Below are 20296 nucleotides of genomic sequence, written 5' to 3' on the forward strand. Positions count from 1 at the left end.
AGCCCCTCGCGGCGGATCTTCTGTCAGCAGATTGCGGTTCCGTCCGGTGGGGCGCCCGTGCAGAGTCGTCGTATGACACGAAGACTTCTGATACTGGGCGGTACCGAGTTCGTGGGGCGGGCGGTCGTGGAGGCGGCGCTCGGCCACGGCTGGGACGTGACCGTCTTCCACCGGGGGCGGCATGAACCCCCGGGCGGGGTGCGGTCGTTGCACGGTGACCGCACCGCGCCCGACGGTCTCGCGGCCCTTGCCGAAGGCGAGTGGGACGTCGTCGTCGACACCTGGTCGGCGGCGCCGCGGGCCGTCCGGGACACCGCGCGGCTGCTGGCCGGCCGGGTTTCTCGGTACGTGTACGTGTCGAGCTGTTCCGTGTACGCGTGGGCGCCGGCCGCCGGATACGCCGAGGACGCGCCCCTTGTGGAGGGGGCGGCCGCGGATGCGGAGCAGACGGACTACGCGCGGGACAAGCGGGGCGCTGAGCTGGCCGTGCTCGACGCCTTCGGCGCGGAGGGGTCGCTGCTGGTGCGGTCCGGGTTGATCCTCGGGCCGTACGAGAACATCGGGCGGCTGCCGTGGTGGCTGAACCGGATCGCGCGGGGTGGTCCCGTGCTCGCGCCCGGGCCGCGTGATCTGCCGCTCCAGTACGTCGATGTCCGTGACCTCGCCGAGTGGATTGTCGGGGCCGCGGAGGTGGGGCGGGAGGGGGCGTTCAACCTCGTCGGTCCGCAGGGGCATACGACGATGGGGGGTCTCCTCGACGCGTGCGTTCGGGCCACGGGGGCCCAGGTGGAGCTCCGGTGGACCGACCCCGATGTCGTGCTCGATGCAGGGATCGAGCCGTGGACTCAGCTGCCGGTGTGGGTGCCGCCCGGGAGTGATCTCCATGCCGCCCTCCACTCGGCGGATGTCTCCCGCGCGGTGCGCGCCGGGCTTCGGTGCCGGGCCGTCTCCGAGACCGTCGCCGATACGTGGAGCTGGCTCCAGAGCCTTGGCGGGGTTGCGCCGCTGCGGGCCGATCGGCCGGGGGTGGGACTGGACCCGGCGGTGGAGTCGAAGGTACTCGGTGTGTGACCAGGGTTTCGCCCCCTCCGCCCCTGCCCGTCCCGCCCCTGGGGGCTGCCGCCCCCAGACCCCCGCCCAAAGACCGCGCAGTTCCCCGCGCCCCTAAAGAGGGGCGCGGGGAACTGCGCGATCAACCCCCACCGGTCCGCAGCCGAAGGCTGGTACGGGACGGGCAGGGGCGGAGGGGGCGAACAGAACTCACCGCACCAGCAGCCGGGGAGGTGTTGCTGGCACCACCCCCGCCGGGGTGCCCAGCCCAGTGACCCGAGCAGGCGGGTCGGTGAGACTGAGGGATATGGAGACGGAGAGAGGTGGGGTCCGCGGGCGAGGCAGGGAGGCCGTCGTGGCCGGGGTGCGGGGGCTCGGGGTCGCCGTGCTGGGGCCGGCCGGGTCGATCACCCTGTTCGTGCTGGCCGTTGTGTCGATCGTCCTCGTGCCGCTCGGCCCGGGAATCGTCACGACCCCCTGGGTGCTGAATGGCGTGCGGGCCTTCGCGGACGCGCGGCGGATCGTCGCCGCGCGGTGGTGCGGGGTGCGGATTCCGGCCGTGTACCGCCCGGTCCCCGAGGGGGCCAACCCCTGGACGCGGTGTTTCGGGATGCTCTCGGACCCCGCCACCTGGCGGGACCTGGGCTGGCTGCTGGTCGACATGACCGCCGGTTTCGTCACCGCGGTACTGCCCGCCGCGCTGGTCTTCTACCCGGTGGAGGGATTCGCGCTCGCCCTGGGGCTGTGGCAGGTCTTCACCGACGGCACGCATGTCGGGTGGTGGTACGGCTTCGTCCCGATCTCGGGGCAGGGATCCGCCCTCCTCGCGGCCGTCCTCGCCGCCGTACTCCTCGTCGGTGCCTACCACCTCTCCCCGCCCCTCCTGCGCCTCCACTTCCAGCTCACCCGCTCGGTGCTCGCCGCCGGGCAGGGCGAACTCGCCGAGCGGGTACGCGTGCTGACCGAGACGCGGCGCGCCGCCGTCGACACCTCGGCGGCCGAACTGCGGCGCATCGAGCGGGACTTGCACGACGGCGCGCAGGCGCGGCTCGTCGCGATGGGCATGGATCTGGGGACCATCGAGGCGTTGATCGAGAAGGACCCGCTGAAGGCGAAGGAGCTGCTCGCGCAGGCCCGGCAGTCCTCCGCCGACGCGCTGACCGAACTGCGCGATCTCGTCCGGGGCATCCATCCGCCCGTGCTCGCCGAGCGCGGACTCGGCGATGCCGTACGGGCGTTGGCGCTGCGGCTGCCCCTCGCGACGGAGGCGGACGTCAGCCTCCCCGGCCGAGCCGAGGCACCCGTCGAGTCCGCCGCGTACTTCGCCGTCAGCGAGGTGCTGACCAACGCGGTCAAGCACTCCGGCGCCGACCGTGTCTGGGTCGATGTCCACCACGCGGACGGCATGCTGCGCATCGCGGTCACCGACAACGGCAAGGGTGGCGCGCGGATCGGGGCGGGCACGGGCCTGGCCGGAGTCGAGCGGCGACTCGGTACATTCGACGGCGTCCTGGCCGTCAGCAGCCCCGCGGGCGGTCCCACCATGGTCACCATGGAGATCCCTTGCGCGTTGTCCTAGCCGAAGACCTGTTCCTGCTGCGCGACGGACTGGTCCGGATGCTCCAGGCGTACGACTTCGAGATCGCCGCGGCCGTCGAGAGCGGTCCCGAACTCAGCCGCGCGCTGGCCGAGTTGGAGCCGGACGTGGCCGTGGTCGACGTACGGCTGCCGCCGTCGCACACGGACGAGGGGCTGCAGTGCGCGCTTCAGGCCCGGCGTAACCGGCCCGGGCTGCCGGTGCTCGTGCTGTCGCAGCACGTGGAGCAGTTGTACGCGCGGGAGCTGCTCGCCGACGGCACGGGCGGGGTCGGTTATCTGCTCAAGGACCGGGTGTTCGACGCGGAGCAGTTCATCGATGCCGTACGGCGGGTCGCGGCGGGCGGTACGGCGATGGACCCCCAGGTCATCCAGCAGTTGCTGTCGCGACGCTCCACCGTCGACCAGCCGCTCGGGCGGCTCACCCCGCGCGAGCTGGAGGTGCTCGAACTGATGGCGCAGGGGCGGTCGAACGCAGCGATCGCCGCCCAACTCGTGGTCACGGAACGGGCGATCGCGAAGCACACCTCCAACATCTTCGCCAAGCTGGGCCTGGAGGTCTCGGACGACGACAACCGACGCGTCCTCGCGGTGCTGGCCTATTTGGATCAGGGCGCCCGCTGAATATCAGTCAAAAAGCACCGTCAAACCTGAATGGGAAGATCAACTCCCGGAGAAACGGGGGTTTCTGGGCCCATTGTGCCGGAATTGACCTCACGAACTTCTAAGATTTTCCGAGGTTTCTGAACACCTCACGCGCCCCGTGCGTATGGAATGGCGCCGCTTCACTCCTGTCGGGCGCCTCGATGCCCCCGCAAGGAAGTCAGAGGAGTTCCATGGGACGCAACATACGAAAACGCCGTTCGCCGCTGGCCGTTCGCGCCGTTGCAGCGTCGGCAGCTCTCGCGATCGGCGGGGGCGGGCTGATCTGGGCGAATTTCTACGCCTCGGCACACGAGGAGAACAATTCTCCCAACACCACGAAGGCCGCCTCCGCCCAGGTCGCCACGATCAGCTGCCCCGATGTCGGGCAGAAACTCTCCGACGTGCCGAACAAGGCCCGCACGGAGGTCGACGGCGAGCTCGCCACGCTCGACCAGCAGATCACCGACGCGTACCAGCGTCTGGCCACCACGCGGGACGCGCAGGCCAAAGACGCCAGTTTCGTCCAGAACTCCGTGCTCGGGCCGCTCAAGGACCGGCGCGCGGCGATCATCGACCGGATCCAGCTGGAGATCACCCGGGTCGGCGGTACCGCACCGGACTCGCTGGACGGTCTCGCCACGTGTACCGGAACGACCGCGGACCAGGCTCAGACCAACGCGGGGGGCGGCTGGAACAACAACGGCGGCCAGAACAACGGGGGCGCCACGGCCAGCGCGGCCCCGAGCGCGTCGGCCAGCCAGCCGGCCGGTAACGGCGGTCAGCAGGGTGGCAACGGCGGTCAGCAGGCCGGCAATGGCGGTCAGGCCGGAAACGGTCCCGTCGCCGCCGACTTCGTGGACATCACGAAGGTCCAGCCGAATGTCGCTCAGAAAGCACGGACCCGGGCCGGCGGCTCGTCCGGCACCTTCACGAGCCTGTGCGGCGTGAACGCCAACAAGAAGTTCAACACCGACAACGTGATCGTGGCGCCCGGCGTGACCAACGGTGCGCACCACCTGCACGACTACGTCGGCAACCAGTCGAACGACGCGTTCGCCAACAACGACACGTTCGCGGCGGCCCAGACCAGCTGCCAGAACCAGGGCGACAAGTCGTCGTACTACTGGCCGGTCGTCCGTATCCAGAACGGTACGCAGGACTTCGACCAGAACAACGACGGCGGTGGCAAGGAAGGCAACGTCGGCGCGATCCAGCAGGCCAAGCAGGCGCAGATCAAGTTCGTCGGTAATCCGAAGAGCAAGGTCGTCGCGATGCCGAAATTCCTGCGGATCATCACCGGTGACGCGAAGACCACGACCAACGGCCTCGCGAACGCCAACGCCCACTGGAGCTGCACCGGCTTCGAGAACAAGGTGCAGCTGACGACGCAGTACCCGATCTGCCCCCAGGGCAGCAGCGTGGTGCGCACGTTCAAGTTCCAGAGCTGCTGGGACGGCCAGAACATCGACAGCGCGAACCACCGTACGCACGTGGCCTTCGCCGACGCCCAGGGCAACTGCGCAAACGGCTTCAAGGCGATCCCGCAGCTGACGATGCGTCTGGTGTACAACGTGCCGGCGCCGACCATCCAGAACGGACAGGTCAAGAACGCCTACGCGGTGGACGGCTTCCCCGAGCAGCTCCACAAGCCCGCGACCGACCACGACGACTTCATCAACGTCTTCGACGAGAACGAGATGAACAAGGTGGTCAACTGCATCAACACCGGCCAACGCTGTAAGTGACCCACTGAGAAGGCCGGTGGCGGGATCTCCCGTCACCGGCCTTCGTCACTGTCGCGGGAGCAAGCCCCCCAAGTCCTGCGCGGTCAGCCGCTGTGGTGACCGGAGTGCGCGGTCTCGGTTCCCCCACCACCGCTACTCCCCGAGTGGTGCGAGGCCCCCTCCTCCACGGTCCCGCCGAGCTGGCCGCGCAGCGTCGCGACCATCTTCTGGTCCCCCACAGCGACCCACTTGGCGCCGACGAGGTACGAGCCGCCGTAGTCCTTGGCCCCGTTGAGCCACTCGCGCTGACCGCGGTCGGTGGCGAAGGTCGCCAGGATGAACTTGCCGTCGCTGATCCTGCAGACGCCCTGGCGGATCTCGTCGGCGTCCGTCTGGATGTCCGGCTTGCACTTCACCTCGGCCGCCAGGTCCTCCAGGCTGCCGGTCGCGGTGGCCGGAACCCTGTCCTCGGTGGCCGCCTTGTCGCCCGATCCGCCGCAGCCGGTCAGCGCCAGCAGGGCCACGGCCGCCCCGGCCAGAAGCTTCTCGCGTGTCAACCTCATACGTTCCTCCGGTACCTGTCGGCGCTCACGCCGATAAGAGCCCCGGCGGGGACTCTGCCTTCGATACGGCTCCCGGGCGCCCCGTGCTCAATCGACCGCTGTTCCATGGGGCAAAGCCGATGCCCCCAGGGGCACAGGTGTGCGAGGGTGTCCCCCGTGAACGAAGACTGGGAAGAGCGTACGGCGGCCGTCTGGGCCACGTTCGGCGCCTACGAAGAAGCAGGGGCGGCGGGCGAGGCGGACTTCCGGGCGGTGATCGACGCGCTGGTGGCCGAACTGCCCGCCGACAGCCCTCTCGGACCGTTCGAGCAGGCCTGCGCCTGGGACTCGACAGGCCATTCGGACAAGGCCGCGCCCCTGTACCGAGAGGCGCTCGCACGCGGCCTCAACGGTTACAAGGGCCGACGCGCCAAGATCCAGCTCTCCAGCTCGCTGCGGAACATCGGACAGGCGGACGAGGGGGTCAAGCTCCTCACTCCCGAACTCGACGCGCCGTCGGACGAGTTGGACGACGCGGTACGCGCCTGTCTCGCCCTGTGTCTGTCCAGCCTGGGCCGCGACCGCGAGGGCCTCTCGCTCGTCCTCGGCGCCCTCGCGCCCCATCTGCCGCGCTACCAGCGCTCGATGGCGAACTACGCACGCCTGCTCGTCGAGCCCGAGGAGTAACTCCCCGGGGCAGGTGACCATCCGCCGATTCGCTCGTTTTGCTGAACGTGCCGTCACAGGATCTAGCCCCGCGCCCCGCACCCTCCTCAGGACCCGTCGTCGACGTCGAGCAGGCCGAGGCCGCGCTCGTCGAGCACTATCCGCGGCTCGTCCGGCTCGCCTATCTGGTGCTGCCGCCGAGCCTCGGCCGCAACCGCAGGGTGCTGACCGCACACGCCCTCACCCAGCGCGCGCTGCCGCGGGGCCGTACGTCGGGTGACTCGTCGGTCATCCCGGCCCAGCAGTCGGGCGGCGGCCGCGACGGCGACCCGGGCTACACCTTCGTACGTCTCCAAGTGGTGCGTACCGCCCTGGAGGCGGGCCTGCCGCTGAAGCGGCGGGCGTGGCCCAAGCGGTCCCAGCTGCCGCCGCTGCTGCCTCAGGTGTGGGGTCTCAGGCTCTTCCCGCGCTCCGGGGGTGCCGACGAACTCGCCCTGGACCAGCGGCTGTCCGCGCTCTCCGCGCCCGCCCGCGCCGCGTATGTGCTGCGCGGTCTGGAGAAGCTGTCCGACGAGGACGTTCAGAAGGTGCTGACGGCGGCGGGGGTCGAGGACCCGCGTGCCGCGCTCACCGAGGCCGGTGGTGTGGAAGCCCGGGACTCCCTCCTCAACTCCCCCGAGTTCGACCCCTGCTCACTGCACGCCCGGCCCACCGACCTGATGCGGCGCAGGCAGCACATGAAGGCCGCGCTCGCCGCCACCGCGGCCGTGGCCGTATGCGGCGCGCTGCTCGGCCTGCCCGGCGACGGGTGGGGCCCGGACGGCGCCGCAGCTCCCTCGTACGCGCAGAACCCGGCGGCCGAAGCCGCCCTGAACCCCGCGCAGTTGACGAGGGTGGCCGCCACGGCATGGGAGTCGTCCGCGCGCACCGACTTCTCCGTGTGGCCGGCCCGCGGGAACCTCGTCGAGGACACCGCCCTGCTGCGCCGCGCCCTCGCCGTATGGGCCAGGCCCGGCGAGGCCGTTCAGGTCTCGGCGACGCCCGGCACCCCCTCCGGCGCCCCGCCCGGACCGCCGCAGCTGCTGTACGCGGGAGACGTGGACCAGGCGCGTGTGGTGCTCCTCTACGACGGTCTGCGCATCGCGCGTTACGCCGAGCCGAAGGACGGCACCAGCGGGGCGGCCCTCGACTTCGCGCGCGTCGACGGGGCGACCGGGGCCGAGGCGGACGCGGTCGTGCTGGACCGGGCCGACAGCAACGTCCGCTATCTCACGGCCCCTTGGGTGACCAAGGCCGCGGAGCGCGATCTGCTGAAGCCGTCCTCCGGAGCGATGGACCTCACCCTCTCGGCCGACGGCGTGACCTCCCCGCTGGCCAGCCCGGCCCAGCACACCGGCTCATGCGCCTCGTGGAACGTGCTCCAGCTGAAGGACGACTCGGGCACCCACCTGATGACCGACCTCGGCGAACTGACCCCGGCCCACCTCACCGCCGGCCGCCCTTCGGCACCCCACGAGGCGTCCGGCGCCCAGGCCCTGCGCAGCTGGTCGCCCTTCGCCTGCTCCCTTGCCTCCGTACGCTCACAGGGCGTGCGGTCCGTGAACGCCTGGCAGTACGCGGAGCAGCCGCTGCCCGACGCGAGCGGCAGCGCGGAGTGGGTCTGCACCCGGGCCGACACCTGGCGGGGCGGCGGCACACGGGTGCTCGCCCAGTTCCACACCCCGGGCAGCGCGTACGGGGCGGTCGCCGCGAAGGCCGAGAACTCCCCGGCGTGCGGCGCGCGCGACCCCCACGTGCTGGCCGGGGTGCTGTGGAAGTCGGCGGCGGGGTCCTGGTACCTGCTGGCGGCGGGCAGCCGGGACACCGACGCGATCCGGGCGACGGGCGGGGCGCGCGGGGCGTCCCAGGGCAACCTGCTGGCCGTACGGACCAAGCAGGGCGCGCAGGCGGACCTCAAGGGAACGCTGAGCGACGGCAGGTCGATCGGCGCGCTGCGATAGGTGCGTCCCCTCGGGCCCGCGGGCCCGTCAGCGGTTGAAGGACTGGCCTATGTACAGGAAGCCATCGGCCGGCAGACCGAGACCGGTCGCGGTGAACTCCTTGGAGCCGGTGGCCGTGGTGCCCGTGGCGCTGCCCGGGAGCGTCCACAGGCCGCCGGTGTGGTTGCTCACCCCCGCCTCGTCGACGGCGTAGACCCCGATCATGGCGTCGCCGCGACCGTCGCCGTTGACGTCGGTGACCTTGGCGCCTGCTCCGAACCCACCCTCCGCGACCGCGGAGCCGGGCACACCCGGCGTGTTCTGGGTGAACGCGGTGGAGCCGCGCCCGGTCACTCCGCCCGGCCCGCCCGGCAGGATGGTGACCTTGCCGGCATTCGTCAGGTAGCTGTGGTTCTCGAGGGGGCTGGTGGCGATGATGTCCAGGTAGCCGTCGCCGTTGACGTCGCCGACGGCGACCTGCTGGCCGAAGTTGTCGCCGCCGGTGTCGGAGTTGGTGTCCGGCACTCCGGGCGTGTCCTGGCTGAAGTGGACCGGCTTGCGGGTCGTGTCCTGGCCGTTCGCACCGCCGTGGACGACGATGAACTCGCCCTTGTAGTTCAGCGCGAAGGGTTGCGGGACGATGATGTCGTCGTGGCCGTCGTGGTCGAGGTCACCGACGGCCAGGCGCTCGCCCTGACGGTGGTAGAGCTGGGCGCCCGCTTCGTTCTTCAGGTAACCGATGTCCGTGAAACCGTCGGCGCCCCCGCGCAGCACATGGATCTTGTCCGTGTTGCCCAGCGTCATGGTGTCCCAGGACACCACAAGGTCGGTGATGCCGTCGCCGGTCACGTCTCCCGGGACCAGCATGGTGTCGGCGTAGGAGGGCAGTCCGGTCAGCCCCAGTGCCTTGCGGGAGGCGGGCGCGCCGGTGCGGTCGATCGGGCCGTACAGCACCGTGCCGGCCTCGCCCCCGCGGCCGTAGCCGACGGCCAGGTCCCGCTTGCCGTCGCCGTTGAAGTCGCCGGACGTGAGGTCCTGGCCGGCCAGCAGGTTCTGGACGGCGGGCGTGCCGAGCTTCGCGGTCGTGGCGCCGTGGTAGGTCAGGCCGTTCGGGCCACCCCAGATCAGCGTCACCTGACCGACGTCGGACCAGGAGGTGCCGCCGGAGGTGTAGTCCTCTCCGTTGGCCGAGACGGCCAGGTCCGCGTAGCCGTCGCCGTCGAAGTCGCCGGTCGTGGTGGCGTGGCCGAACCAGTCGGTGGACTCGGCAGTGCCGGGCACCCCGGCGGTGTTCTGAGTGATCAGCTTGCGGTGGCTGCTGCTGAGGCCGCTCGCCGAGCCGTAGAGCACCATCACGGCGCCACTCTTGTTGCGGTCCAGCGGCGAGTGGAACGGCAGGTTGAGGACGACGTCGCCATAGCCGTCGCCGTTGAAGTCGTCCACGAGTTTCTTGGCCGGGGCCGCCGCGGCGGTGGGGGCGGAGGTCGCCACGAGGCCGCCGACGGCCAGGGCGGCCGTGGCGGCGCAGGCGAGGACACGTCTGAGGGGCAGGTGCACTGCGGGGTCTCCTGTGGGATACGTGCGGTTCGACGCGTAGGTGACCTGTGTGCCGAGGGATTGGTTGTACGGAACCCGTGAGTCCGTCTACCCGCGGAGCCGTTCGCCCGTCACGGCGTCTTCGCACAAGCCGCTGCAAGAGGGTTCCCGGCGGACTTACCCGTCAGTACATTGACAGCATGTCTAACAAGCAGACCCGGCTGCCCTGGCCGGTCGAGTCCGAGCGAGTGGCGCTCAAGGCGCGGAAGGTGTCTTTCTCCTGGGAGGACACGCCGCTGCACTGGGTGCCGGGGGATCCCTTCGCCACGCACACCATCAATGTGCTGCATCTGCTGCTGCCGGCCGGTGAGCGCTGGTTCGTGCATGTGTACAAGCAGGTGCTGCCCTACATCCGGGACGAGCGACTGCGCGAGGACGTCATCGGCTTCATCGGCCAGGAGGCCATGCACGCGCAGGCGCACGACGAGGTACTCCCCCACCTCAAGGAACTCGGCCTGGACCCGACGCCGTACACCGCCCAGGTCGACTGGCTCTTCGAGAAGCTGCTCGGCGACCGCACGCTGCCGCCGGGCAAGGCCCGCAAGTGGTGGCTGGTGGAGCGAGTCGCCATCATCGCGGCCATCGAGCACTACACCGCCTTCCTCGGCAACTGGGTACTGAACGCGGAGGAGTTGGACCGGCGAGGCGCCGACCCGACCATGCTGGACCTGCTGCGCTGGCACGGTGCGGAGGAGGTCGAGCACCGGTCCGTGGCGTTCGAGCTGTTCATGCACGTCGACGGAAGCTACCGGCGGCGCGCACGGACCTGGGCGACCGCCTTCACGGCGCTGGTCTTCCTGTGGCAGCGCGGGGTGCGGTTCTTCATGAAGAACGACCCGACGCCGGTGGCGGGCAGGGCGAGCTTCAAGGACTTCTACGTCAGTGGGAAGCAGGGCGTGCTGCCGTCGACCGGGGACATGCTCAGGTCGATCCCCCGCTATCTCAGCCGCGCCTATCACCCGTCCCAGGAGGGGTCGACCGAGCAGGCCGTCGCCTATCTCGCCTCCTCGCCCGCGGCGACGGCGGCGGACCGGAGGATGGCCTGATGCCCCGGCTGCGGACCGTCGTCACCGTCGCCGGTGCGGCCCTGCTCGTCAGGCGCGCCATGCGCCGCCGGATCGAGGCCTCGCCGCTGTGGCCGCTGCCCGCCCTGGAGAACCCCGTCTCCGGCCGGCCGCGCTCGCGGGCACTGCGTCTGCTGGTCACCCGGCACGAGCGGGTCGCCGCCGGGGTCGTACAACTGCGCCTGGAGGGGCCGGACCTGCCGGGCTGGGAGCCGGGCGCGCATCTGGATCTGGTGCTGCCGTCGGGGCTCGTACGGCAGTACTCGCTGTGCGGTGACCCGGAGGACAGGTCGTCGTACACCGTCGCGACCCGGCTGGTCGAGGACGGGCGGGGCGGCTCGCGCGAGGTCCACGAGCAGCTCCGGGAGGGCATGGAGGTCGAGGTGCGCGGGCCGCGCAATCGGTTCGCCCTGGTGGACGCTCCCGCGTACGTCTTCGTGGCCGGCGGCATCGGGATCACGCCGGTCCTGCCGATGCTGCGGGCCGCCCAGCTGAACGGCTCCGACTGGCGGCTGTTGTACGGCGGGCGTACGCGGGACTCGATGCCGTTCCTGGAGGAGATCGAGAAGCTTCCGGGCGGCAGGGTCACCGTCGTCGCCGAGGACGAGGACGGAAGGCCCGACCTCGACGCACTGTTGGCGGACGTTCCCGAGGGCGCTGCGGTCTACTGCTGTGGTCCGCAAGGGCTGATGGAGGCGGTCGAGGCCCGCGTCCCGGAGTCGGCGGCACTCCACATGGAGCGTTTTTCGCACCCTGCGTCGAGCGAGGGCAACGGCGCGTTCGAGGTCGAACTGCGCCGCAGCGGGCGCACGGTGACCGTGCCGGCCGACTCCACCGTGCTCGCCGCCGTCCGCGCGCAGTTGCCGGGCACCGCCTACTCCTGCGAGCAGGGATTCTGCGGAACCTGCCGGCAGCGGGTGCTGGACGGGGAGATCGAGCACCGGGACGAACTGCTGACGGATGCGGAGCGTGCCGACTCGATACTGATCTGTGTTTCGCGGGCGCGCGGTGAGAGAATTGTGTTGGACATGTGAACGACCGTGGCCGGACCGGTCCGTTCCGGGCCGGATCCGATCGGTAAGGTGTTCGTATGACAACCGGGGTACGCCGCAGGATGGGTGTCGACGAGCGGCGGCAGCAGTTGATCGGCGTCGCCCTCGAACTGTTCAGCCGACGCTCGCCCGACGAGGTCTCCATCGACGAAATAGCCTCGGCCGCGGGCATCTCGCGGCCGTTGGTCTACCACTACTTTCCCGGCAAACTCAGCCTGTACGAGGCGGCGTTGCAGCGCGCGTCGGACGATCTCGCGGGCCGGTTCGTGGAGCCCCGGGAAGGCCCGCTGGGGGCGCGGCTGCTGCGGGTCATGCACCGGTTCTTCGACTTCGTGGACGACCACGGGCCCGGTTTCGCCGCGCTGATGCGGGGCGGCCCCGCGGTGGGCTCGTCCACCACCAACGCGCTGGTCGACGGCGTACGGCAGGCCGCGTACGTCCAGATGCTCTCGCATCTGCAGGTCGAGAACCCGCCCGCCCGTCTGGAGCTGGTGATCCGCTCCTGGATCTCGCTCGTCGAGTCGACGGCGCTGATCTGGCTGGACGGGCGGCGGATTCCACGTGGCGAGCTGGAGGTGCAGCTCGTGCACGACTTCGCGGCGCTGGCGGCGGTGAGCGCCGCGTACGACGAGGAGATGAGCCAGGTGCTGCGCCAGGGGCTCAAGGACGAGCCGGGCGACGGGCCGTTCAGCGACCTCGTCGTCCGGCTGGTCGCACTGGCCTCGCCACCGGCCGCATAAAAGCCTGTGTCACATCCCCGGCCGGGGATGTGACACAGGCTTTGAGGGCTACTCCTCGAACTTGCGGTACGACGGATCGAGATCGCGGACCTCTGCGGACACGTGCAGCGCGAGCCCGTCGGTGGGCGCGATGTGCTTGCGCAGCAGCTCCAGCGCGGACTCGGTGAGCCGCGCCTTGGTCTCGTCGGTGCGGCCGGCGAGCAGGGCGATCGTGACGTGGACGATCGCCTGCCCGTCCGCCTCCGCTCCCACCACGTCGTCCTCGGTGCGCAGGGTCCGCGTCTTGCACGCCTCGAGCCGCGCGGCCGCGGTCTCCACGACCACGGGGTGCAGCTCGCGCGCGAAGCCGCGCCAGTCGACGTGGTCGAGCGCCGAGGAGAACTCGACGGTGATCTGCGGCATGGGAACTCCTGTTCTCGGGGTCTCCCGATCACCCTAGCCGCAGCGCCAGCAGCGCGATGTCGTCCTCCCTGTCCCGGCCGAAGCAGTCCAGCAGGGTGTCGCAGAGGGCGGCCGTGCCGGGCGGGGCCGCGGCCCCGGCGGTGCGAAGCTGCTCCAGGGAGACCTCCAGGTCCGTGCCCCGGGTCTCGATGAGGCCGTCGGTGACCATGAGGAGCCGGTCCGTGGGCGTCAGGGCGACTTCGGTGGGCGGCGGGCGGTCCAGGCCGAGGCCGAGCAGCGGGCCGTGGACCTCGACGTAGTCGGCGGTGCCGTCGTTGCCGACGATCAGCGGCGAGAGGTGGCCCGCGTTGGCGATCCGGGCCCGCCCGCTCGCCGGGTCGACCAGGACCAGACAGACGGTGGCCGTAACGTCGGGGTGATAGTGCTGCAGCATCCGGTCGAGCCGCCGGGCCAGCACCCCGGGGTCGCAGTCCTCGACGCAGTAGGCGCGCAGCGCGTGCCGGATCTCGACCATCACGGTGGCCGCCTCCAGCGAGTGACCGACGACGTCGCCGACCGCGGTGAGCGCTCCGGCCGAGGTGCGCAGGGCCGCGTAGAAGTCGCCGCCGATCTCGGTCTGCCGGGAGGCGGGCACATAGCGGACCACGACCTCGACGCCCGGCAGAGCAGGCAACTCCTGTGGCAGGAAGCTGTGTTGGAGGGTCAGCGCGACATGGCGCTCCGCCTGGTACATCAGCAGCGGCTCGGCCGCCAGTGCGGTGGCGCGGGCGAGCCGGGCCACCAGGGTGTCGGCCTCCGGCGCCGTGTCGCGATCGGCGCGCGCGGGCGTGGCCAGGCACACCGGTGTCCTGCCGTCCTGGGTCCGGGCCAGCACGAGGCGCGCGTCCTCGGACACGCCGGGCCGGAAGAAGCCCCCGGGCCACAGCGGGGCGGGGACGACGGTACGGCGTACTCCGGTGTGCCCGGCCGCGTGCCGGATCAGCCGGGCCACGGCCTCGTGCGCGCCGTGGTCCGGCAGCGCCGCCCGCGCCCTGCTCCGGGACATTCCGCGGTAGAGCTCGCCGTCCTCGGCCAGGACGAACACGGCGGCGGGCGAGCCGGTGAGCCGGGCGGTGCCCTCGGCCGCGGCGTCGGCGAGTTCCCGCAGGCAGCGCGCCGTCTGCACGGCCGCGATCGTCTCCGACAGCAGTGTCAGCCGTCGTACCAGCGTCTCGGCGCCCGTGCGCATCCTGGCTCCGCGCACCGCGGCCCGGACGACCGCCTGGATCTCCTCGGGTTCCGCGGGCACCGCCAAGTACGCCTCGCCGCCCGCGTCCAGACCTCGGCAGCGGTCGGCGGGACTCGCGGACACGGCGGAGAAGTGCACCACGGGCAGGGCGGCCGTGGGCGGCTGCGCCTTGAGTCTGCGGCACAGCTCGAAGCCGTTCATGTCCGGGAGCCCGACGTCCACCAGCGCCAGGTCGGGCAAGTCGCCCGCGCGCAGCCGTAGGTCGAGTTCGATGAGCGCCTCACCCGCGCTGGCCACGGGAATGACGCTGTGCCCGGCGCGGCTGAGCAGTGCGCCCAGCGCATAGCGGTTGGCCGCCGTGTCGTCGACCACCATGACGGTGGACTCGGTGTCGATGCCGTCCATGCAACAGCCCCTCGGGGCACGGGTGGTGGGGGCAGTCCGGGATGTCCGGGCCTGCCCCCACCAAGTTAGTGCGCTGTCACGAGGTCCGGGTGAAAACCGCGACCGTACGACCCGGAACGGCGAAGGTGCCGGATTTCTCCGCGTAGGACGAGGACTTGACGGTAGAGTCCGCGCCCGATGCCTGCACCGGGTGCAGCGCGTACGCCGTCCCGGCCAGGGCACCGATCGTCTGCTCCTGCTTCTCGGGCGTCGCGTTGAAGACGACGAGCAGGTCGCCGAGCCGCATCGTGATCACCCCGGGCGTCTCGTCCTTCCCGGACAGCGGGAAGGACAGCTTCGACTGCACCTGGTCGGCCGTGCCGAGTCCGAAGACGCTCTCGGTCGAACGGATCTTCAGCAGATCCCGGTAGGCGGCCGAGGCGCCCTCGATCTGGTCGCAGCCCACCTTCACCGACGTCAACAGCGGGGTGGCGTAGGGCCACTTGGAGGCGTTGTCGGCCGCCATCGGCAGCCCGGCCCCGAAGCCGTTGCCGTCCTGGCAGTTCCAGTGGATGGCGTTGAACCAGTCGCCGCTGTCGAACGAGTTGCGGTCGAGCGACTTGGAGCGCAGCAGGTCGGAGCCGGCCTGAGACAGGGACGGGCCCTGCGAGAGGGTGGCCGTCGCCATGGCGAGGACCTGCATACGGGCCCGGTCGTCCGCGCTCGTGGTGGCGGGCAGCTTGTAGGTGAGCGCGTCGTACAACGACTCGTTGTCGTGCGCGTCGGCGTAGGCGAGCGCGTCACCGGGCGCGTCCGCGTAGCCGGCGGGCTGGCCGTTGTAGTCGACCTCGGAGCCCTTGACCTCCTTGCCGTCGGAGTCGGTGAAGTGGTACTTCGCGAGGTTGCCGGTCAGGCCGACCTTGATGAGGTCCTGGTAGTGCAGGAGTCTCGCCTTCTGCTCCGCCGACGTTCCGTTGGCGGTCGAGGCGTTGGGGTCGGTGTAGAGACCGGAGGCGAAGCCCTGGATGCCCGGGTCGCCGTCGAACGGGCTGCCACCGCGTACGGCGTCACGCGCCCGGTCGGAGAAGGTCGCGATCCCGGTTCCCGCCATGTTCTTCTGGGTTGCCTGCACGAAGCGGGCGTCGTCGGCGACCTCGCCGAAGTTCCAGCCCTCGCCGTACAGAATGATCTTCTTGCCGTCGACCCCGTCCTTGGCGAGGGTGAGCGCGTCGAGGGCCTTCCTGACCGCCAGGATGTTGGCCTTGGGGTGGTGGCCCATGAGGTCGAAGCGGAAGCCGTCGACCTTGTACTCCTTGGCCCAGGTGACGATCGAGTCCACGATGAGCTTGCCCATCATGGCGTTCTCGGTCGCGGTGTTGGCGCAGCAGGTCGAGTTGGCCACACTGCCGTCGGCGAGCAGGCGCTGGTAGTAGCCGGGCACCACCTTGTCGAGCACGCTGGTGTCGGCCTGTCCGCTCGCCGCGGTGTGGTTGTAGACCACGTCCATGACGACCCGCAGACCGTCCTCGTTCAGCGAGGTGACCATCTTGCGGAACTCGACCGTGCGCTCGGTGCCGTCGGGGTCGGTCGCGTACGAGCCTTCCGGCACCGTGTAGTGGTACGGGTCGTAGCCCCAGTTGTACGCGTCCTTCGCGGCGACCTTGGACACGCACTCCTGCTGCTTCTCGGAGTCGGCCGCGTACGACGCCAGGTCGCAGTCCGTGGCCGCCTGGTCGGCCTTCTTCTCGGGGATCGTCGCGATGTCGAACGCGGGCAGCAGGTGCACGTACGACGTACCGGACTCGGCCAGCTGCCTCAGGTGACGGGAGCCGTCGCTGTCCTTGTCGGTGAAGGCGAGGTAGGTGCCCTTGTCCTTCGCGGGGACGGTCTTGTCCGCCACCGAGAAGTCCCGGATGTGCAGCTCCTGGATCTGGGCGTCCTTCAGCGCCACGGCCTTGGGCTTCTTCAGGTTCGACCAGCCGTGCGGGGCAAGGGACTTGGCGTCGAGGTCGACGACCAGGCTGCGCTTGGAGTCGGCGGTCAGGGCCACCGAGTACGGGTCGGTGACCTTGTTGGTGACGAGCTTCTGGACGGTCGGCGCCCACACCTTCACGACATACCGGTAGGGCTTGTTCGTCCAGGACTTCTCGCCGGTGACGGACCAGACGCCGGTGGTGGCGTTCCGCTTCATCGCGACCGTGGAGCCGTCGAGGTCGAGGCTCACCGACTGCGCGGTGGGTGCCCAGACGGACAGCGTGGGACTCCCGTGGTGGAAGGCCGGACCGAGCTGTGCCTTGGTCGCGTCGTACACGTCATCGAGTACGCCGGCGATCTGGACGCCCGTCGCCGCCAGAACCGCGCCGTTGGCGGCCCGTTGCGACGCGACGATCTGACCGCTCAGCGCCTCGCGCACCCGGTCACGGTCGCGCGGGTCGACGGACCAGGCGGTGTAGTCCTTCAGGTGCGGGAACTTGGCCTTCTGGGCGTCGGTGAGGGTGGTCTTGGACAGGCGGAGCCAGCGCTCGTCGTCGCTGGTCAGCGCGCCGCCCTTGACCACGATCGAGCCGTCGTGCGAGTACAGCAGCTGGGTGGAGACCGCCGCATCGGAGCCGTTCCAGGCGACCGTGTTCCGGTCGATCCAGACTGCCTTGGAGGTGGTCAGGTCGAGTGCGGCCGCGCTGCCCGCGGGCTGCGGAAGCAGATACTTCTCCTGGCCGTTCAGCAGCCACACCTCATGGCCGTTGGCCGAGAGGTCGAGCGACTGGTCGGCGGAGAGGTCCTTCTCGTCGCCCTTGTGGATGATGTAGCTGAGGCTGGTGGCACCCTCGGCGAGCGGCACCTCGAAGACAGCGCCATAGGCGTCGGTCTTCACCGGCTCCAGGGGCTTCGACCAGTCCGTGGGCGTCGCGGCGCCGGTCCAGACGTGCAGTCCCCAGCCGGTGTAGTCGCCGTCGGCGCGGTGGTAGTGGAGGACGGCCTTGGTCTTGTCCTGCGCCGGGTAGTCGGGCCGCTCGGTCTGTACGGCCTCCTTGCCCTGCTCGACCCAGACCTCACCGGTCTTGGTGACGTCGATCGTGCGGTCGGCGGCGACGTCCTTGTTGCCGTCCTTGTCGATGACGAGGAAGCCGACACTGGAGGCGCCCGGCTTCAACTTCACGTAGGCGAAGGCCCCGTAGGCGTCGCGGCCGATGAAGTCGTGCCCCGCGGGCCAGGTCGTCGACTCGCCGTCGGCGAGGTCGCCCCAGGCGTAGAGCCGCCAGTCGCTGTAGTCGCCGTCGGTGCGCTTGTAGTGGACGATCGCGTAGTCGCGCGAGGAGGCCGTCGGGACCTCTTCGGCGGGCGGGGTGCCGGTCGTCGACGTGGCTGTCGCGCTCGCCGTGCGTCCGGCCGAGTCGATCGCCACCGCCTTGTAGCGCAGGGCGGTTCCGGCCGGTACGTCCTCGCCGATGGCCTGGGTGACCTTGTACGGGGCGTGGTCGGCGGAGCCGAGGGTCCGCCACTTTCCGTTGCCGACCTGGGCGGCGAAGACGACGCGGTTGAGCTGACCGCCTCCCTCACTCTCGGCTTCGCTCGAGCGGGAGGTGCCCCCATCGTCGGCCGACAGCTCGACGGTTCCGGTGGCGCCCTCGGCCGGGGCCTTCAGAGTCAGCGACGGCTTCGCTACGGGAGCGCCGGGCCTGCCCGCGGCCTTGAGGACGATCGACGACCCGGCCGGGACGGTGACCGTCACCTTCTTGTCGGCGTCACTCGTCACGGTGGTCGACGTCCCGTAGATCCCACGGAACGTCATGGTCGCCGAGCCGGTCGCGAACGTCGCCGTCTTCGCCTCGTCGGCGTTGTTCACCGCGACCACGTACTCGGTGCCGGTGCCCGCGTCCGTGCGCGAGAAGGCGTACACGCCCGCGCCGTCGGCGGCGTACCGCTCCGTCTGGACGCCGTCCGCGAGGGCCGGGTTCTCCTTGCGGAGCTTGGAGAGAGCGGCGATCTGCCGGTAGAGCGGCGCACTCGTGTCGTAGGCGTCGCTCGCGTGCGTGCGGGTGGTGCCGATCTCGTCGTCGTCGAGGTAGTCGGCGACCTTGGAGGCGAACATCGTCTGGCGGGCGTCCTTGTCGCCGCCGGAGCCGGTGAAGCCCTGCTCGTCGCCGTAGTAGACCACGGGGTTGCCGCGGCTGAGGAACATCAGCTCGTTGGCGAGCTCGTCCTTCTTCAGCAACTGCGCGTCGGTCGCCTTCGGGTTGTCCTGGTCGAGGAAGTATCCGATACGGCCCATGTCGTGGTTGCCGAGGAAGGTGACCTGCTCGTACGCGTTGGCCTTGTCCGTCGTGTACTTGTAGTCGTCACCGAAGACCGAGGCGAGCTTCTGGGCACTGCCGCCCTGGGAGGCGTACGAGCGTGCCGCGTCCTGGAAGGGGAAGTCGAGCGTGGCGTCGAGGCGGCCCTGGGTGACGTACGGCGAGGTGATCGACGTGTCGGCGGAGTAGACCTCGCCGAACATGAAGAAGTTCTTCCGGCCGTGCCGGGCGGCGTACGCGTCGAGCGCGGTGGCCCACTGCGTCCAGAACTCCATGTTCACGTGCTTCACGGTGTCGATCCGGAAGCCGTCGATACCGAAGTCCCGGACCCACTTCTCGTAGATCTTCTCCATGCCGCTGACGACCTCGGGGCGCTCGGTCCACAGGTCGTCGAGGCCGGAGAAGTCGCCGTTCGTGGAGCTCTCTCCGGCGAAGGTGGAGTCACCGCGGTTGTGGTACATCGTCGGGTCGTTCAGCCACGACGGGACCTTGGCGTTCTTCTTCGCGGCGGGCACGGTGGGCGTACGCGGGAAGGAGTCGGTGTCGACGGCCGGGAACTTGGCCGTGCCGTCCGCGTAGTCGGCGTCGTCGAAGGGCACGCCGTCCTTGGTCAGATACGGGAAGGCACCCTTGGAGAGGTAGTCGTAGGACTTCTCCTCGTAGTCGACGACATCGGCCGTGTGGTTGGTGATGACGTCGAAGAAGACCTTCATGCCCTTGGCGTGGGCCTTGGAGATCAGCGTCTCCAGGTCCTTGTTGGCGCCGAAGTGCGGGTCGACCTGGGTGAAGTCGGTGATCCAGTACCCGTGGTAGCCGGCCGAGGCGTCCTTGCCGGTGCCCTGTACGGGCTGGTTCTTGAAGATCGGCGCCATCCAGATGGAGGTGGTGCCGAGGCCCTTGATGTAGTCGAGCCTCTTGGTCAGGCCCTTGAGGTCGCCACCCTGGTAGAAGCCCTTGTCGGTGGGGTCGTAACCGGTCGACAGGCGGGACCCGGTCAGGCCGCCCTGGTCGTTGGACGTGTCGCCGTTGGCGAAGCGGTCCGGCATCACGAAGTAGAACTGCTCGCGGGTGTCGTCGTGTCGCGACGGCTCGGCGGCGAGCTTCGCGTCGGACGGAGGTGCGGGCGGGGCGTCGGCCCGCGCGGCGAGGGGCTGCGCAAGCGATACGGCCAGAGCGGCGGCGAGGACGGCTGCGCGCAGCCTCAGACGGCGGCGCGCCGGCCCTCTCGGTATCAGGTCCACAGGTGTGAACTCCTAGCGATTACGGCGTATTCGGGTCCGACCCCGCGCTGCGTTTCGGCCACGATGCCGAACGCCCGCGTGACCGTATCGCTCAC

Annotated in this window: 14 protein-coding genes; 9 read left to right on the top strand and 5 right to left on the bottom strand. The window is 70.2% G+C overall.

Annotation, left to right across the window (positions count from 1 at the left end):
* Positions 1–72 precede the first annotated feature (72 nt).
* The 4 genes from ACIBK0_RS12270 (at position 73) to ACIBK0_RS12285 (ending at position 5036) form a co-directional block, all read left to right on the top strand.
* Positions 73–1071, top strand: a complete 999-nt coding sequence (locus ACIBK0_RS12270) for an SDR family oxidoreductase (protein WP_399078472.1) — start codon at positions 73–75, stop codon at positions 1069–1071.
* A 286-nt stretch (positions 1072–1357) separates the two neighbouring features.
* Positions 1358–2629: a sensor histidine kinase gene (locus ACIBK0_RS12275; protein ID WP_399078474.1), complete on the top strand. Its 1272-nt coding sequence runs from the start codon at positions 1358–1360 to the stop codon at positions 2627–2629.
* Positions 2614–3270 (top strand): LuxR C-terminal-related transcriptional regulator, encoded by a 657-nt coding sequence (locus tag ACIBK0_RS12280; protein WP_369246103.1) that lies wholly within the window; start codon positions 2614–2616, stop codon positions 3268–3270. The genes ACIBK0_RS12275 and ACIBK0_RS12280 overlap by 16 nt, the downstream gene beginning before the upstream one ends.
* Positions 3271–3482: 212 nt before the next feature.
* Complete coding sequence (locus tag ACIBK0_RS12285; protein ID WP_399078477.1) at positions 3483–5036, top strand: DUF1996 domain-containing protein; 1554 nt, start codon at positions 3483–3485, stop codon at positions 5034–5036.
* Between the two features lie 83 nt (positions 5037–5119).
* Here ACIBK0_RS12285 and ACIBK0_RS12290 read toward each other — a convergent pair whose 3' ends face one another.
* Positions 5120–5578 (bottom strand): hypothetical protein, encoded by a 459-nt coding sequence (locus ACIBK0_RS12290; RefSeq protein WP_399078480.1) that lies wholly within the window; start codon positions 5576–5578, stop codon positions 5120–5122.
* 105 nt (positions 5579–5683) lie between these two features.
* Here ACIBK0_RS12290 and ACIBK0_RS12295 point away from each other — a divergent pair, with 105 nt between their 5' ends.
* Entirely contained in the window at positions 5684–6244 is a 561-nt protein-coding gene (locus ACIBK0_RS12295) for a tetratricopeptide repeat protein (protein ID WP_399078482.1), read from the top strand.
* A gap of 47 nt (positions 6245–6291) precedes the next feature.
* Positions 6292–8223 carry a hypothetical protein gene (locus ACIBK0_RS12300; RefSeq protein WP_399078484.1) on the top strand — a complete coding sequence of 644 codons (1932 nt, stop codon included), beginning with the start codon at positions 6292–6294 and terminating at the stop codon, positions 8221–8223.
* A 27-nt stretch (positions 8224–8250) separates the two neighbouring features.
* Here the strand turns inward: ACIBK0_RS12300 and ACIBK0_RS12305 are convergent, their stop codons facing one another.
* Positions 8251–9759 (bottom strand): FG-GAP-like repeat-containing protein, encoded by a 1509-nt coding sequence (locus ACIBK0_RS12305; RefSeq protein WP_399078486.1) that lies wholly within the window; start codon positions 9757–9759, stop codon positions 8251–8253.
* 179 nt (positions 9760–9938) lie between these two features.
* On the opposite strand from ACIBK0_RS12305, the gene ACIBK0_RS12310 reads away from it, so the two are divergent.
* The 3 genes from ACIBK0_RS12310 to ACIBK0_RS12320 are packed head-to-tail and all read left to right on the top strand — an operon-like array spanning position 9939 to position 12654.
* Complete coding sequence (locus ACIBK0_RS12310) at positions 9939–10844, top strand: metal-dependent hydrolase (protein WP_399078488.1); 906 nt, start codon at positions 9939–9941, stop codon at positions 10842–10844.
* Positions 10844–11896 (top strand): PDR/VanB family oxidoreductase, encoded by a 1053-nt coding sequence (locus ACIBK0_RS12315; protein WP_399078490.1) that lies wholly within the window; start codon positions 10844–10846, stop codon positions 11894–11896. Before ACIBK0_RS12310 ends, ACIBK0_RS12315 begins: the two co-directional genes overlap by 1 nt.
* 56 nt (positions 11897–11952) lie before the next feature.
* Positions 11953–12654: a TetR/AcrR family transcriptional regulator gene (locus ACIBK0_RS12320; RefSeq protein WP_399078493.1), complete on the top strand. Its 702-nt coding sequence runs from the start codon at positions 11953–11955 to the stop codon at positions 12652–12654.
* A gap of 48 nt (positions 12655–12702) precedes the next feature.
* Here the strand turns inward: ACIBK0_RS12320 and ACIBK0_RS12325 are convergent, their stop codons facing one another.
* The 3 genes from ACIBK0_RS12325 to pulA all read right to left on the bottom strand — a co-directional run bounded on the left by ACIBK0_RS12325 (position 12703) and on the right by pulA (position 20195).
* Positions 12703–13056: a 5-carboxymethyl-2-hydroxymuconate Delta-isomerase gene (locus ACIBK0_RS12325; RefSeq protein WP_399078495.1), complete on the bottom strand. Its 354-nt coding sequence runs from the start codon at positions 13054–13056 to the stop codon at positions 12703–12705.
* 28 nt (positions 13057–13084) lie between these two features.
* Positions 13085–14689 carry a SpoIIE family protein phosphatase gene (locus tag ACIBK0_RS12330; protein ID WP_399078497.1) on the bottom strand — a complete coding sequence of 535 codons (1605 nt, stop codon included), beginning with the start codon at positions 14687–14689 and terminating at the stop codon, positions 13085–13087.
* 76 nt (positions 14690–14765) lie between these two features.
* Positions 14766–20195 (bottom strand): pullulanase-type alpha-1,6-glucosidase, encoded by a 5430-nt coding sequence (gene pulA / locus ACIBK0_RS12335; protein ID WP_399078697.1) that lies wholly within the window; start codon positions 20193–20195, stop codon positions 14766–14768.
* Between the last annotated feature and the right edge of the window lie 101 nt (positions 20196–20296).

The sequence above is a fragment of the Streptomyces sp. NPDC050564 genome, assembly GCF_044457265.1.
In the GTDB taxonomy this organism is placed as follows: Bacteria; Actinomycetota; Actinomycetes; order Streptomycetales; family Streptomycetaceae; genus Streptomyces.

Excerpts from the sequence above, each read along its gene's own strand:
- ACIBK0_RS12270 (WP_399078472.1), top strand. The coding sequence starts at position 73 with ATGACACGAAGACTTCTGATACTGGGCGGTACCGAGTTCGTGGGGCGG.
- ACIBK0_RS12275 (WP_399078474.1), top strand. The coding sequence starts at position 1,358 with ATGGAGACGGAGAGAGGTGGGGTCCGCGGGCGAGGCAGGGAGGCCGTC.
- ACIBK0_RS12285 (WP_399078477.1), top strand. The coding sequence starts at position 3,483 with ATGGGACGCAACATACGAAAACGCCGTTCGCCGCTGGCCGTTCGCGCC.
- ACIBK0_RS12290 (WP_399078480.1), bottom strand. The coding sequence starts at position 5,578 with ATGAGGTTGACACGCGAGAAGCTTCTGGCCGGGGCGGCCGTGGCCCTG.
- ACIBK0_RS12295 (WP_399078482.1), top strand. The coding sequence starts at position 5,684 with ATGGGGCAAAGCCGATGCCCCCAGGGGCACAGGTGTGCGAGGGTGTCC.
- ACIBK0_RS12310 (WP_399078488.1), top strand. The coding sequence starts at position 9,939 with ATGTCTAACAAGCAGACCCGGCTGCCCTGGCCGGTCGAGTCCGAGCGA.
- ACIBK0_RS12315 (WP_399078490.1), top strand. The coding sequence starts at position 10,844 with ATGCCCCGGCTGCGGACCGTCGTCACCGTCGCCGGTGCGGCCCTGCTC.
- ACIBK0_RS12320 (WP_399078493.1), top strand. The coding sequence starts at position 11,953 with ATGACAACCGGGGTACGCCGCAGGATGGGTGTCGACGAGCGGCGGCAG.
- ACIBK0_RS12325 (WP_399078495.1), bottom strand. The coding sequence starts at position 13,056 with ATGCCGCAGATCACCGTCGAGTTCTCCTCGGCGCTCGACCACGTCGAC.
- ACIBK0_RS12330 (WP_399078497.1), bottom strand. The coding sequence starts at position 14,689 with ATGGACGGCATCGACACCGAGTCCACCGTCATGGTGGTCGACGACACG.